Raw genomic sequence first — 13,614 nt, 5'->3', positions numbered from 1 at the left:
GGTGCCGTAGCTTGGACCTATGGTTTGAAGAGTATCAGACGAAAGACATGGTTATCTCCTGCCGGGTGTTGCGCACCCTCCATCAGGAAAAAACACCGTTTCAGGAATTAGCGGTGCTTGATACAGTTGAATTTGGCAGGATGCTTGTATTGGATGACGTCATTCAGACCACAATAAAAGATGAATTTGTCTACCATGAAATGATCACTCACGTAGCCCTGAACACCCATGCCAAACCGGTAAAAGTTCTTATTATCGGCGGTGGCGACGGGGGAGCGGTAAGAGAAGTTGTCAAACATCAGTCGGTAGAGAAAGTTGTCCTCTGTGAGATTGACGGAGCTGTGGTTGAAGCCTCAAAAAAATATCTGCCTGAAATCAGTTGCGCTCTGGAAAACAATAAAGCAGAAATTGTGATTGATGACGGGATCAAGCATGTCAGGAATAACAAGAATACTTATGATATTATCATTATTGATTCCACAGATCCCGTCGGACCGGCGGAAGGGCTATTCAGCGCCGCTTTTTATAAAGACATCTTTGATTCATTGAATGAGGAAGGTATTTTTGTCGCTCAAACTGAATCGCCGTTTTTTAACGATAGTTTGGTTCAAAGAATTTTCAAAGATGTTTCAGGCATATTTCCCTTAACTCGCCTTTTCCTGGCTAATGTGCCAAGTTACCCCGGCGGGTTGTGGACCTTTACCATGGGCTCAAAGAAATATGATCCGCTTGATGTGGATATTGAGAAAATTGAAAGTATGAACACAAAGTATTATAGCCCGGCTATTCATCGTAGTTGCTTTATCCTGCCTCCTTTTGTAAAAAAATTGCTTGGATAGTCAGGAGGTGAAAGATTGCTGGATCTGGTTGAAAAGAACACTGGATTCATCGGATGTGCGGACAGTTACGAGCAGGCTGGATTAATAATTATCGGGGCTCCCATGGATTTTACAGTGAGCTTTAGGCCGGGTACCCGCCTTGGCCCGCAGCAAATTCGCCGGGTATCGCATGGGCTGGAGGAGTACAGTATCTATTTGGACAAGGACCTGGGTGATTACCGTTATTACGACGCGGGGGATGTATCCTTGCCATTTGGTAACATTCAGGAGAGTTTGTCCCGAATTGGCAGGGTTGTTTCTAAAATATTGTCAGACGGCAAGTTTCCGCTTGTGCTCGGCGGTGAACATCTGATCAGCCTGGCTGTGCTTCAGGAATTAGCAAAGTTTTACCCTGATATAGCCGTAGTTGTTTTTGACGCCCACGCCGATCTTAGAGATGAATATCTTGGTGAAGAGTATTCTCATGCCACGGTAATGCGTCGGATTTTAGAAGTTATCGGTGGTGAAAATCTCTATCAGTTTGGTATTCGCTCCGGTATCAGGGAAGAATTCACTTTTGCCCAAAATAATACGCATATGTTTATTAATGAAATTACTGCTCCTTTGCAGGAGGTTCTTCCACAGCTTAGTGGTAGGCCGGTTTATGTATCCCTGGATATCGACGTTGTAGATCCGGCGTATGCTCCCGGTACCGGGACTGCCGAACCTGGTGGTTGTACATCCGGCGAAATATTAAAGGCTATCCATATGTTGAGTGGATTAAATATAGTAGGCTTTGATTTAGTCGAGGTAAGCCCTGTTTATGATCTATCGGAACAAACTGTTCTTTTAGCGGCAAAGCTGGTCAGGGAAGCAATAATTTCGTTTGCCCGGCCGCAAAATCTCTAAGAACCGGGTTATATGCTCAATAAAATGATTACGTTTGACAAAAAAATATTTGACTTCAATCAACAATTTCGCTATACTTAACAATGTCAAAGATAAGGGTGCAGTAAATTATCATAATAATTGAAAATGGAGCTGTGGTGTAGTGGCCTAACATGCCTGCCTGTCACGCAGGAGATCGCGAGTTCGACTCTCGTCAGCTCCGCCATTAATCATGCCACGGTAGCTCAGTTGGTAGAGCAGCGGACTGAAAATCCGCGTGTCGGCGGTTCGATTCCGTCCCGTGGCACCATATTGACAAATAATTAATAGTTGTTTATAATATCAAGTGTGCGGAAGTGGCTCAGTGGTAGAGCATCGCCTTGCCAAGGCGAGGGTCGCGAGTTCGAATCTCGTCTTCCGCTCCATTTTATGTGGCGACATAGCCAAGTGGCTAAGGCAGAGGACTGCAAATCCTCCATTCCCCGGTTCAAATCCGGGTGTCGCCTCCAAAAAACACAGTAACGGCAAGGCTTCCAAGATTAAGAGCCTTGCCGTTTTATTATGTTCGGCCTATTTTAGTAACGAAATAGTAACATTCGATTTTATTGACCGCTTTGTTGACTATTAAATAACCTTTGTTCGAGTTTGAGAGCAGCTTCTTTCTGCATCCCTGGCACAACGTGCGAATAAGTATCAAGGGTTAGCCTGGTGGTGGAATGTCCTAAACGTTCAGCCACTATCTTAGGACTCACACCAGCCTTTAACAAGAAGGTTGCATGACAGTGCCGAAGGCCATGAAAGTTTATTGTCATATTGGCAGCCCTGGTTATCTTATAGAACCGGCTTGCCAGGGTGCCGGGGTGGATTGGCTGTCCGTTGCTTAAACAGCAGACCAGGTTATACTTTGCGTAATTCTCTCCCTGAGCTAATTTTTCTTTAGCCTGAGCCGTTTTATAATCTTTTAAGGCTTTAGTTACTATAGGAGATAGTTCCACGGTACGCCGGCTGCCTGCCGTCTTGGGTTGCTGAAATTCCGGCTGGCCTGCCTTGCGCTGTCTAAGGGATTGACTAATATTAATGATTCCCTCTTTAAGATCGATATTCTCCCATTTAAGGGCAAGTATTTCCCCGGCTCTCATCACGGTCATAACAGCTAAATAGACAGGCATATAAAGGTAACTATCTTTGAAAAGGTCAAGCAGTGTCGGTATGTCTTCTTCGGGTAGCACTCTCAGATCATGCTTTACTTTGCGGGGAGGTTCTACTGCATCGGCAACGTTGCGGCTTACGAGCCCCGACCTTAGAGCATGGTTTAGAGCTTCCCGGAGAACCCTGTGATGATATAAAACTGTGGTAGGGGATAATGCCCGGCCCATAGCTTTCTTATTGTCAATACGGCCTTCTCCTAATGCCTTTGAGTAATAATCCTGGAGATGTGCGGGCAAGAGTTTTTGTAAAGGTATGGTTCCTAATTCCGGGACAATATGTTTCTTTATGATATTCTCATAAGATTCGAGGGTAGAAATAGCAAGGTTTTGTTTGCCGTACGTATCCAGCCACTTTTTAAGATATTCGCCCAGGGTGGTTTTAATGGGTTCTATATAGGTTCCTTTATTAACTGCGTTAATGGTTTCGCTGAGCCAATTTTCCGCATCTTTTTTAGCTTTAAACGTTTTTTTCTTTTGTTTCCGGTTGCCGTCCATATCAGTTCCGACATCAACAAGAACCGTATAACTTACTCCGCGCTTGCCTTCATTCTTAATAATAGTTCCTCTCATCGTTTATACCTCCTTAGAATCTTTATTTTTCTTAGTTCTTGTTTTGGCGCCTTCAATAAAAACTCTTAAATCCTCTTCAGTAACCCGGTAGTCCCTCCCGAACTTTGCAGCCGGCAGCTTACCGGATCTTATGTAATTATATAGGGTGACTTTCTTTAATTTAAGCACTTCGGCCACCTCATCCAGTGTGTAAACCTTCAAGAATATCTCCCCCCCCTAACCGAGATTAATTAACTGTTTCTTATATTATACTAATATTTAATGATATTTGTCAATATATATTAATAAGTATTGATATATTTATTTATTTTTCAGGCTTGAATGTTGAAAGATAAAGCAGTTAAGGGAGTGTATAGGAATTTTTTTAATATATATTACCGCTCCCATATCTGGTATTAGCTACCAATTAGTAGGACATATAAGAATAAAAAATGTTTCGCGTAAGTACACCCTCAGAAATAAGGTTCAAAGGGTTCAGGGTTCAGGAATTCAGTAATATCAAAGCTTACAAGGCTGAACCCTTGTTTTGAAGGGTTCACAAGGCTTCATAAGGGTTCAACTAAGGGTTCATTTAAAAGATAAAAACAAAAACAAATATACGTTTACTTCCACGGAGCTTTATAGTTCTCCCTTGGCGTCCATACCGGGAAACCATTCCTTTTACAGAAATCCGATAATTTTTTCACCATACCCTCATCAGCATTTTTTATAAGCCTGTCCACACGAGACTTAATTTTTTGAAATTCTTCTTCATTAATTATTCCCTGGCCTTTCTTCTTTCGGTAAAAAGACAAGCATCTATCTTTAACCACTCCCGCTTCATTGTTCCAGCGGGACGTTTTTTTCCGGCAAGAATCTTTGTAGTATTTACTGCCAGGTGCGGCAGGATTACCACACCCACAAGCGCAGGGGCGAGCCTGCGGGGTAGCGAGGAATAGGGAAATGAGGGCGGCGTCTAATAATGTTCGTGGAGTCAACCTGGTGTATGAGCCGTCAATATTTAAGTGGAGCGAGACTGAACGAGCGTTTGAAAGCCTTTTATTAATGTTTCTCGATAATACTTGTGTAATGTATTTATAAACACCTTCTGAATTTATATCCGGGATAGACTGTTTGAGAACCAGGCAATATTCATGCTCAAAATATCCCTGTGAGAACGCTGACATGTATATTTTGCCATTCACGTCAAAAAGATATTGCTCCTTGGGTGTGTCGTTGAAACCGGCGCAAAAGTCTTCGAGTTCCGGTAGAAGGGGTTTAGCTCCCAGGTACTTCCGAATAACATCATCATGCTTGTTCACGCAAGCCTGCCATAATTCCACTATCATATTAAAAAACCAAAGAATACCTTTTACCTTTTTAACACTAGCCATATTTCCCCGTATTAACGGTCCATATTCTCCCCAAAAATCAATAATGGCCCGCGTGTTGTCTGCGTTTTTAGCAAGGTCCAAAACATCCTCGTAAAACGTCAAGGGAATATTTTTGCCTCTTTTTTGCGGTTTATCCCAGCAAAGGCAGCGCTCCATTATGGGTGATTCAAGCCCTTGTTCAACCATGGCCTTGTTTCGATATTTTATACTATCGTCAACCTCCGGAATTTCCCAAATTGGCCTTTCCTCTATCCAGGCTTTACAACCTCCGGGCGCTTTCAGTGCTACGTGTAACGGAAACATGATATTTCCCCTCCTGTTCGAGACGTTCGATGTATATAGTATATACTAGGACCGGGTGAAACACAAGGTTTTTTTGAAGGGGGTGAAACAATGAGACAAACTGCACAGATCGAGAGAAAGTTTCTTCCAGTGGAAGAAGTAGCGGTGATAACGGGACTTTCAAGATCCGGCGCATACAAAGCCATTCGAGATGGTTATATCGATTCGGTAAAAATCGGACGCCGTGTGCTGGTGCCGGTCGAGGCGCTTGGAAAACTTGGTAAAAAGGGGGAATAAAAAGCAAGTGCCCAGCAGGAATGCCGGGCGGGTGAGGAAGTGAGGTGATAGAGTTGTCACAAGAATATTCTACCATAATCGAACAAATAAAGGAAATCCCCATCGAAACTGTCTTTTCGCGTTATTTACCGGGTACCTCTTTTAAGAGAGCCGGTAATGGAAAACATCGTACAAGATGTTTTCAGCATGGCGGTGGCAATGAAAAAGATGCAAGTTTGTTTATATACGAAAACACGAATTCTTTTTATTGCTTCGGTTGTAGTTGTGGTGGAAGTGTTGTCGATTTAGTGATGTTGATCCTGAATTTGGATTTTAGTGAAGCTGTCAAGCGGCTTGCCGATGACTTTGGTTATGAGTTGCCCGTGTGGACGCCGGAAACTGAGGAAAAGCGCAAGCAAAAAGAGAAAGTCACCAACCTTCTAGACAAATATATTAATAAGGCTCACATTACTTTGATGACCAATAGGCCGGGACCGGAAGCTGCTAGAGAAGCTTTACACAAGCGCGGATTTACAGACAAAGACATAAAAGAGTTCAGATTCGGGTTTGATCCCCGGAACAAGCCGGACAATCCAGAAGAAGCGCAGGCTTTGGGGTTGATTGGCGACAAAGGTGGCTTTCTCCCTAGCGGTCGTATTGTTATCCCGTTTTTTCATCACGGCAAGCCTATTTACCTGGCCTTTTGGGATTTCAATGGCAAAGAACCAAAATATTTGTATCCTTCGGGTGTGGTTAAACCCCTGGTAGGGATAGACGGGATAAAGCGAGCAAAAGAAATATTTCTCGTTGAAGGTGTTTTTGATCATTTCACTTTAATTAAAGAAGGATTCAATAGTATTTGTACTTTGGGTGTGAATCTTAAAGAAGATTATTATAATAACCTGAACAACCTTGAAACGATATATGTTGCTTACGATGCAGATGAAGCAGGCAGGCGCGAAGGGTTTAGACTTACTGAAAGTCTTTTTCCGAGAGCAAAGTTAATTGAAATTCCAGGCAATGTAAAAGATATTAATGATTTACTCAAAACTCAACCAGGCGAATTTAAAACCCTGATAGATGAAGCAAAAGACAACGCCAAAGACGCACTCGACATAATATTTAATGATATTGCAAAAACAAACAACGGTAACGAGGCACTAACTTTATTTGAGAAAAAAGTAATCCCGCTAATAACCAAACTCGACATTATCAAACAAGATATTGCTGTTAATAAAGTTAGCAAACTATTAAAACCCTATGGAATTAAAAAGTCATCACTTGATATTTTTATCAAGGAAATGATGGCTAAAAACAAAAACACTAACAACGACGAGGAAGAAAAAGAAGATTTTCAACCTTGCGCGGATTTTCCCGGTTTAGTTGATATAGTTGAAGATGATAACGGAAATCCTGCTTTTTTGGTCCTGGAGGACGATAATACACTAACATTATGTACGAGTCGTGAGGTTGACGGAATAATTAAGATCCCTCCCGATAAGGAGGCTATTCCGTGGCTGTTACCGAGAGCGCAAGAAGTAATTAGATATTTTAAAAGTGACAACGATAGTATATTATATGATGATTTAATTAAATATCATAAGAATATATCTGAATTACCTGATGAAAAATTTTATGATCTGTTTGTAGCTTGGGATTTTCATACTTATATTATTGAAAAACTCAACTATTCCCCTTATATTTGGTTGTTTGCACGTCCCGAGAGAGGAAAAAGTAGAACTGGTAAGGGTGCATTGTATGTTGCTAGACGTGGTGTTCATGTGGAAAGTTTAAGAGACTCCTATATAATAAGGGCATCAAATGATTTAAAGGTTACGTTATTTTTCGATGTTTTAGATTTAATGAAAAAAATGGAAAAAACCGGTACCGATGACGTTTTTCTAATGAGGTATGAACGGGGCGCAAAAGTACCGAGAGTCAATTTCCCCGATCGTGGAGCTTTGCGAGATACTGTATACTATGAAGTTTTTGGGCCTTCAATAATAGCAACGAATCGAACAATTTATGGTCCAATGGAGAGTCGAGCACTTCAGTTAAATATGCAGCCAGCAATTAAGAACTTCACAAACGAAGTAACACCGGAAGCAGCTTTGTCGTTGAAAGAACGTTTAACAGCATTTAGGGCAAGGTGGTTAAATAAAAAATTGCCGGAAGTAGATAAGCCAATGCGAGGTAGACTTGGGGACATTACACGACCGTTGTTTCAGATTATTAAAGCAATCAAGCCAGAACGTGAGAAAATTTTCAGGGATTTAATTAATGAAATCAATAAAGAGCGTAAGAGCAAGAAATCAGAAAGTGTTGACGCTACAATATTAAAGGTAATTGATGAAATATCTAACAAAATCGAGGGATCATATGTTTATGTTGATACCATTACTAAGCAAATAAACAACATATTAAACGATGAAAAGAAGTGGTCAAATACCCGAACGGGAATTGTTTAAGTGCAATGGGGTTAAAAACACAACATACTGCAAGCGGAAATGCATATGTCTACCATGAAGAAGAGGTTCTGAGGCTGAAGATTGAATTTGGGCTTGAGGAAGAAAGGGGAGTTGGGAAAGAAGTAGAAGAGCAAGATTTTGGGGATAGATGGGAGTAAAACAATTGGTATCGCCATCATAAAAAAGGAGGTGAAAAACATGGAAAAAGTTTTCGTTGGAGTCGATAAATTTAACATGGAGGAAGCGTTTATTGAAGCTAACGCAAATCCCGATGTTATGGTTGCAAATGGAAAATTATACTTTGATAATGAACACTGTATTGATGAAGCGGTTGAAATAATGAAGAAATTCATTAAGAAGTATGAAGATACGAGTTTCTAACCGTAAAACCAGTTCGCCTTGTCATAGGCGCGCATATGTCAAGGTGGCATCACATAAATATTGCGGTGGCCGGGTCTGCCCGGCGCAGAGAGCACCGCAATTAACATAGATATAATCATTCAAGGAGGTGAACACAGTCACCGCAATGTGCGGATCAAGGGGTTAATATAAAAATAGGGGGTTAATATAAAAAATGATAAAAAACAACAAAAAAGCCGCTACATTGAGGCGAATGTGCGGCAGACAGAAAAGGAGATTATGTGAAGATGAAAACAAAGACGATGAAAGCGTTTGCGACTCATTGCAATGTCTGTGGATACAATTATATCTTCCCGCAGGACCGCAAAGAACATGCGGCTTATTGCCGTAAATTACAACGCGCACGGCAGTTTTTCGGAGATGATCTTGTATTGACCTACCATCAAAGAGAGGAACTTAAAAAGCTTGGCCGGTCCATTTGGCAGAATGAAAGTTTACCTTTAGGTGAACGGGTTGATGGTGCATTAATGGAAATTACTGGTTGGTATGCCAGGTCGTTAGCAGAGTCAGGCTATAATCGGAAATTCGAATCGTTTGGAAAATACGTGATAAAACTCTTAAGAAGCTCGCCGCGGCTATATCCAGCAGAGATTTGTGCCGAACTTCAGAAAATTTATAGCGTAGCGAGTTAATACCATTTTATCAGAACAGGGCATTAAGGACAAGGGGAGCGGTTAAACCCCGCTCCCGGCCCGGCAAAATCCTTTTTTGTGTACGACTTTTGTTTAGGTAAGGGGGTATCACGTTGGCCCGGAGAGGCGCAAAAAGTAAATATACCGCCGAGAAAATTTTTACCTGTATAGAGCTTGCCAACATCATTGGCATACGTGCGGCCGGCAAATTAACCAATATCCCCTGGACCAGTATACACACCTGGAAAAAACTAGAAAAGGAAGGTGATCTTATGAATATGGTCTCTGAAAAGTGTTCTGGTGGCACCGAATTACAATCCTATGGGGACAAAAAGCGCCAGGAGTTTATTGCTCAGGCGTGGGATCTGGTTTTGACCGGCGTAACCAAGATGGCTGAGTTAATCCCCGAGTCCAGCGATTTAAGAAGTGTATCAACGGCAACCGGGATAATTATGGACAAACTTCTATTAATTTCCGGCGAAGCCACAAGCCGCAGCGAACATTTATCCTCCGCACCGGTGAGCAGGGAAGCCCTTGTTGAGGCGGCGCAGGCAGTCCAGGCCCAGGCCGGGAAGGTGAAGCGGCTACCCCGACAGCATGAAGCAAAGTAACCTTTTTCTTATTTAGTGTTTGTCGGCACTAACTCATGTTATTAAAGCAAAATAACCAATAATTTCCTAAACTTATATTATACGAATTAACCACTGTCAAGTCAATCACCTTGACACCAGCACCAAGAGAAAGGAGGATACACCCTTGGAAACCAATAATACAAACGATACCACTATTGAAATCCTGGCCCCGCTCCCCAACGGCCATGAAGGCCGCTCCCCACACAATAAATTCCCTGAGGAGCTACGCCAGCAGGTAGTCCAGGAGACCCTTGTAACCCGAAACATAAGCCAAATAGCCGAGAAGTTTTCTATCTCCCGGCAAACCGTGAGCGTAATACTGCGGGAATATCTTGGTGAGAACCGAGAACTAATTGACTTTGAATTCATCAGTGACATTGATGAAATAACCCGGAAAATGTTAACGAGGTTAAAAAACGAAGTCAGTAGTATACCGCCTTCACAATTGGTAGTCGCCACCGGCATCCTGTTGGACAAGCGAGAGGGGCTATTAAAAGGCAAAGTAACAGGTGGCAACCAAACCTTAAACTTGAAAGTAGCCTGGAAAGATGGCGCCGGCGCCGTTGAATTAACGACCGGGACCGGGCAGGGGGATTAGCACTATGCCAAAACACTTAACCACAAGCACCATGATCCGCTTATTTTCAGCAGAGCAACGCCGCCGGCACAGGCGAAAGCTCATTGATGATGAACTAAAATTTAACAATAAAAAGGAGCTGTTAAATTATGGGAATTTTAACAGAATCAACAAAGAAGATAAAAGATCGTCTTATTCAAGAAATTGAAGCCGAGACCGCAACAATCGCCGCCGACATAGCCGCGAGATTGCCTAAAAACGAAGAAATTGACTCGGAACTTAATGAACTACAAAAGCGTCCAGAACCTACCCAGGAAGCCAAAGAGGAAGCCGCCAGGCTGATACACCAGGCTAATGAGATCAGGGAGAAAATTAATTCAAAGCTTAATAAGGAAATTCTCCCCCTAATTGACCAACTAATTGCCGCTCATCGGAAGGCAGCCATGCTTACTATGAGTACTTCAGGGTTTATTTTAAGCAGTTACATTGATGATATCAAAAGTATTTTGACCCGTTATCACAACGATGTTGTTATGGGCTGGCGCGAATCCCAAGCTAAAAAGTAAATAATTATCGGCGCCGCTCCCTCATGCGGTGGCCAGATTCACCCGGGGGCGGGGCTACCCGGTCCCGCTCCAAAAAAACAAAATTAAAATTACATGAAAAGGAAGTGTTAACGTGTCAATCATCGCTTCAATCATCCTAGGAGACAGAATTTTACAACTCTCCGACAGCCGCGTCATGAACGAAACCAGCCTTGTTGCGAGCTTAACAAAAACTGTCTTGAAATGCGAACCTGTTTTCGAGAACGACAGCGTAAAAAAACTGTATCAGTTAAAAAATAACCTCGGGCTTGCTTGGTGCGGTGTCCAGAAATTCGGCAGTATGACCATAGAAAATGCTCTCGATAACTTCGAAAAGACAGCCAATTTCAATTTACCTCCCGCCCAGCTTGCGGATATACTACGTGACCACCTGGCAGATTATTGGGCGGGATCACCAAATGGTACATTTTGCTTTCATTTAAGCAGGTATTACAGAGGATTCCCTTATAATCTTATAAGGTTTAACCCACACCCTCCCGCCGATTTAATACCGCAGCTATACGCGCCCACACAACCATATACACTGCGTATTGACGGGGCGTCGGACGAGGAAATCCAGGATGCTTTAAAAGATATACGGGCACCACTCTTTGAGCGGATCGGTCCCGTAGAGGTCCTTGGCTTCGCTGTGGATATGGTTTTCCGGGTAATAGATAATGTTGATTGTTGCGGCGCCCCTGTTCAGATTCAGATTATTTTGCCGGATCGGATTGTCGATTTCAAGGCAACGAGAAATCCGGTATTACAGGGGGTGCAATAATTTGATTCGTGAAGGAAAATATGGATTAAAGATTTCAGGTGATGGTGAGATATATTCGAGTGTAATACAGACTGGCACCGAAGGCAGCAGCACTTATATTAAGTTGACGCCGGAAGGAACCCTCGAATCTTATTACGACGGCAAGCAAAACTTGGGAATGTGGAGCGGTCAAAACTGGGGTAATATAATCTTCTTTTATGATGGTACGCAAGTTGGTCAATTATATACTATAAATGATTATGATCCTGTTCTAGGTGGCACAACCAAAAAGCTTGTTATATGGGGCAAAAGTGACGGGAGTATACGGCTGCAGGGGCCGGGAATTGAGCTTGACTCTGATTATATAAATCTTTCCGGAAGCAGCGGCGCGCAGATAAATGTAAGGGGTAAAATAGTTGATAATTTAGTTCCATACACTCATAACACTGGTTATGTGGGATATTCCGATCAGCGTTGGAATTCCGGCTACTTTAATATTCTCCGGGCTACAAACTTGTCACAAGGCGATACTTGTTTTGAAGAAACCGCATGTCCTCTTTGTGAAAAAGCCTTTGCGCCCGGTGATACCATTGTTCTTCTCGTTCGACACATAGACGAGGATTTTCTTGGTAGTATGTGTATCCCGATTCACGCCGGCTGCCAGGGTATTCACAAAGTCTTGACGCGCGAGATCCAGGAAACCGAAGAACTATACCGCTTCAAAGAAGATGGTACGGTCGAGACGTACAGGGAACCTAAATTTGAAGAAGTCGAGGAACAGATTTACCAAATTAAGGAAGGGTATAAACTGGACAAATACACCGGCCAGTTTAAAAAGAAAGAAGTTATGGCACGGGCAGAGGTGCCGGGTATTCAAGAAGCGGTAGAATTCTCTCCAAAAAAGGTGGTCACAAAAGAGGAGGCCATGGAACTTGTGACGGTAAGGCGGAAGAAGCCGGTAATGAAAAAGATCACGGTTGAGCTAAACGCGCCGGCGAAAGCGGAGCCGGTGGACACGGCAGACGCGCCGGTGCGATAACGGATGCAGAGGAACAAAAAGCAGGGGTTAAGTCCCCTGCTTTATTACTACCTGCTGAGTAACTTCATCCCATGTAACCGTTGCGCCAAGTGCCTCACTTACCCACCGGGCGGGAAGCATTGTCCTGCCCGGATCAACAAGTTCCGGGGCGACATCCATGACAATAATTTCACCGTTTTTAGTCATGGTAGTGTTCCCGATGCTCATTTTGAGAACCGTATCGCCCTTGACAATGGTAACGGTTTGTGTTGCTTCATCCCATTGGACCCCGCTTTCAGGAACACCGAGCGCATATGCGAGATATCGGACTGGAGTATAGGTTCGCCCGTCTTTTACGTATGGTGCGACATCCATGGTTATTGTTGTACCACTGGCAGTTGTGATCGATTTTTCACCGATTTTGAAGGAAGTAATAGTTGTTGAGGCCATGGCCGTGGGCGAATAATTATTTATCCATGACGAAGAAGATCCGCCACCATCGCCCCTAATAGGAGGATTGCCGAGACAATCTACCAGGCCAGAAACAACCGAATACATAGCCTGATCTTTTTGGGTTCCATAAGTATAAACATGAACAGTTGGTAAATAGTCCACGCCGCTTAAACCCATGTCTGTATCAGGTCTATATTGGTTGGTTAAAGCAAAAACATAACTTGTAATTCTATCCATTGCATCTATGTATGTCTGTGATGCAACAGTATAAGAATTATCGGTCCTTGTTTGGCTTGCGCCAATATATGTCGCAGAAGTCACGGAACCACTTGAAACATTGGTCAAATCAATATATGTCTGGTTGACCTCGGCAGTGCTTTCAGGGCCTGAAGTGTTAAAAGGTGTCATTTGGTCAATTAAATCAGTCCAATAAGCGCTCGCCACACCGCTCCAGCACCCCAGCACCAACGCAACGACGAGCAAAGCGACAAGGTTACGTAGTTTTTGTTTTTGCATTCGCATAATGAGACCTCCTTTAATTATCTATATCTTTGAAATGCGTTAATCATAGAATCAGCTCTTTCAAAATAGTAATTTGCTTTATTTAAATATGTTGTTGCTTTTGTATTATCATTAAAATATATATACATGGCCC

The 13,614-nt window shown here is 42.8% G+C and carries 16 protein-coding genes and 4 tRNA genes; 16 read left to right on the top strand and 4 right to left on the bottom strand.

Going from position 1 to position 13,614, the window contains the following annotated elements; genetic code table 11:
* Positions 1–11 precede the first annotated feature (11 nt).
* From speE to L7E55_RS14535, 6 genes are all read left to right on the top strand, one after another.
* The gene (gene speE, locus L7E55_RS14560; protein ID WP_277445038.1) at positions 12–839 is read left to right on the top strand and encodes a polyamine aminopropyltransferase; all 828 of its coding nucleotides are present in this window, start codon (positions 12–14) and stop codon (positions 837–839) included.
* Positions 840–854: 15 nt separating this feature from the next.
* The gene (speB, locus tag L7E55_RS14555; RefSeq protein WP_277445037.1) at positions 855–1,727 is read left to right on the top strand and encodes an agmatinase; all 873 of its coding nucleotides are present in this window, start codon (positions 855–857) and stop codon (positions 1,725–1,727) included.
* A 128-nt stretch (positions 1,728–1,855) separates the two neighbouring features.
* Positions 1,856–1,932, top strand: a tRNA-Asp gene (locus L7E55_RS14550).
* Between the two features lie 8 nt (positions 1,933–1,940).
* Positions 1,941–2,016 (top strand) — tRNA-Phe (locus L7E55_RS14545).
* A gap of 40 nt (positions 2,017–2,056) precedes the next feature.
* Positions 2,057–2,131: transfer RNA gene (locus tag L7E55_RS14540), tRNA-Gly, on the top strand.
* Between the two features lie 8 nt (positions 2,132–2,139).
* Positions 2,140–2,215, top strand: a tRNA-Cys gene (locus L7E55_RS14535).
* Between the two features lie 93 nt (positions 2,216–2,308).
* On the opposite strand, the gene L7E55_RS14530 is transcribed toward L7E55_RS14535, so the two are convergent.
* The 3 genes from L7E55_RS14530 to L7E55_RS14520 all read right to left on the bottom strand — a co-directional run bounded on the left by L7E55_RS14530 (position 2,309) and on the right by L7E55_RS14520 (position 5,160).
* The gene (locus tag L7E55_RS14530) at positions 2,309–3,484 is read right to left on the bottom strand and encodes a tyrosine-type recombinase/integrase (RefSeq protein ID WP_277445035.1); all 1,176 of its coding nucleotides are present in this window, start codon (positions 3,482–3,484) and stop codon (positions 2,309–2,311) included.
* A gap of 3 nt (positions 3,485–3,487) precedes the next feature.
* The gene (locus L7E55_RS14525) at positions 3,488–3,685 is read right to left on the bottom strand and encodes a helix-turn-helix domain-containing protein (RefSeq protein ID WP_277445033.1); all 198 of its coding nucleotides are present in this window, start codon (positions 3,683–3,685) and stop codon (positions 3,488–3,490) included.
* Between the two features lie 401 nt (positions 3,686–4,086).
* Positions 4,087–5,160, bottom strand: coding sequence for a hypothetical protein (locus tag L7E55_RS14520; protein WP_277445032.1), 1,074 nt, complete (start codon positions 5,158–5,160; stop codon positions 4,087–4,089).
* A gap of 90 nt (positions 5,161–5,250) precedes the next feature.
* Here L7E55_RS14520 and L7E55_RS14515 point away from each other — a divergent pair, with 90 nt between their 5' ends.
* From L7E55_RS14515 to L7E55_RS14470, 10 genes are all read left to right on the top strand, one after another.
* The gene (locus L7E55_RS14515) at positions 5,251–5,436 is read left to right on the top strand and encodes a helix-turn-helix domain-containing protein (protein WP_277445031.1); all 186 of its coding nucleotides are present in this window, start codon (positions 5,251–5,253) and stop codon (positions 5,434–5,436) included.
* A gap of 44 nt (positions 5,437–5,480) precedes the next feature.
* Positions 5,481–7,883 (top strand): CHC2 zinc finger domain-containing protein, encoded by a 2,403-nt coding sequence (locus L7E55_RS14510; protein ID WP_277445029.1) that lies wholly within the window; start codon positions 5,481–5,483, stop codon positions 7,881–7,883.
* 5 nt (positions 7,884–7,888) lie between these two features.
* Positions 7,889–8,041 carry a hypothetical protein gene (locus L7E55_RS14505; protein WP_277445027.1) on the top strand — a complete coding sequence of 51 codons (153 nt, stop codon included), beginning with the start codon at positions 7,889–7,891 and terminating at the stop codon, positions 8,039–8,041.
* Between the two features lie 40 nt (positions 8,042–8,081).
* Positions 8,082–8,264 carry a hypothetical protein gene (locus tag L7E55_RS14500; RefSeq protein ID WP_277445026.1) on the top strand — a complete coding sequence of 61 codons (183 nt, stop codon included), beginning with the start codon at positions 8,082–8,084 and terminating at the stop codon, positions 8,262–8,264.
* A gap of 266 nt (positions 8,265–8,530) precedes the next feature.
* Positions 8,531–8,935, top strand: coding sequence for a hypothetical protein (locus tag L7E55_RS14495; protein WP_277445024.1), 405 nt, complete (start codon positions 8,531–8,533; stop codon positions 8,933–8,935).
* A 113-nt stretch (positions 8,936–9,048) separates the two neighbouring features.
* On the top strand, positions 9,049–9,546 hold the full coding sequence (locus tag L7E55_RS14490) for a hypothetical protein (RefSeq protein WP_277445023.1): 498 nt from the start codon (positions 9,049–9,051) through the stop codon (positions 9,544–9,546).
* Positions 9,547–9,691: 145 nt separating this feature from the next.
* Entirely contained in the window at positions 9,692–10,165 is a 474-nt protein-coding gene (locus L7E55_RS14485; protein WP_277445022.1) for a helix-turn-helix domain-containing protein, read from the top strand.
* A gap of 128 nt (positions 10,166–10,293) precedes the next feature.
* A complete protein-coding gene (locus L7E55_RS14480; protein ID WP_277445020.1) occupies positions 10,294–10,710 on the top strand; it encodes a hypothetical protein in 417 nt (138 codons plus the stop codon).
* Between the two features lie 112 nt (positions 10,711–10,822).
* The gene (locus tag L7E55_RS14475) at positions 10,823–11,509 is read left to right on the top strand and encodes a hypothetical protein (RefSeq protein ID WP_277445019.1); all 687 of its coding nucleotides are present in this window, start codon (positions 10,823–10,825) and stop codon (positions 11,507–11,509) included.
* 1 nt (position 11,510) lies between these two features.
* Positions 11,511–12,527 carry a hypothetical protein gene (locus L7E55_RS14470; RefSeq protein ID WP_277445018.1) on the top strand — a complete coding sequence of 339 codons (1,017 nt, stop codon included), beginning with the start codon at positions 11,511–11,513 and terminating at the stop codon, positions 12,525–12,527.
* A 27-nt stretch (positions 12,528–12,554) separates the two neighbouring features.
* Here the strand turns inward: L7E55_RS14470 and L7E55_RS14465 are convergent, their stop codons facing one another.
* Positions 12,555–13,481 carry a copper amine oxidase N-terminal domain-containing protein gene (locus L7E55_RS14465; protein WP_277445017.1) on the bottom strand — a complete coding sequence of 309 codons (927 nt, stop codon included), beginning with the start codon at positions 13,479–13,481 and terminating at the stop codon, positions 12,555–12,557.
* Positions 13,482–13,614 lie beyond the last annotated feature (133 nt).

The organism is Pelotomaculum isophthalicicum JI, assembly GCF_029478095.1.
Lineage (GTDB): Bacteria > Bacillota > Desulfotomaculia > Desulfotomaculales > Pelotomaculaceae > Pelotomaculum_D > Pelotomaculum_D isophthalicicum.
The sequence above is the reverse complement of the archived record's forward strand: the minus strand, read 5'-3'. Positions and strand labels throughout refer to the sequence as shown.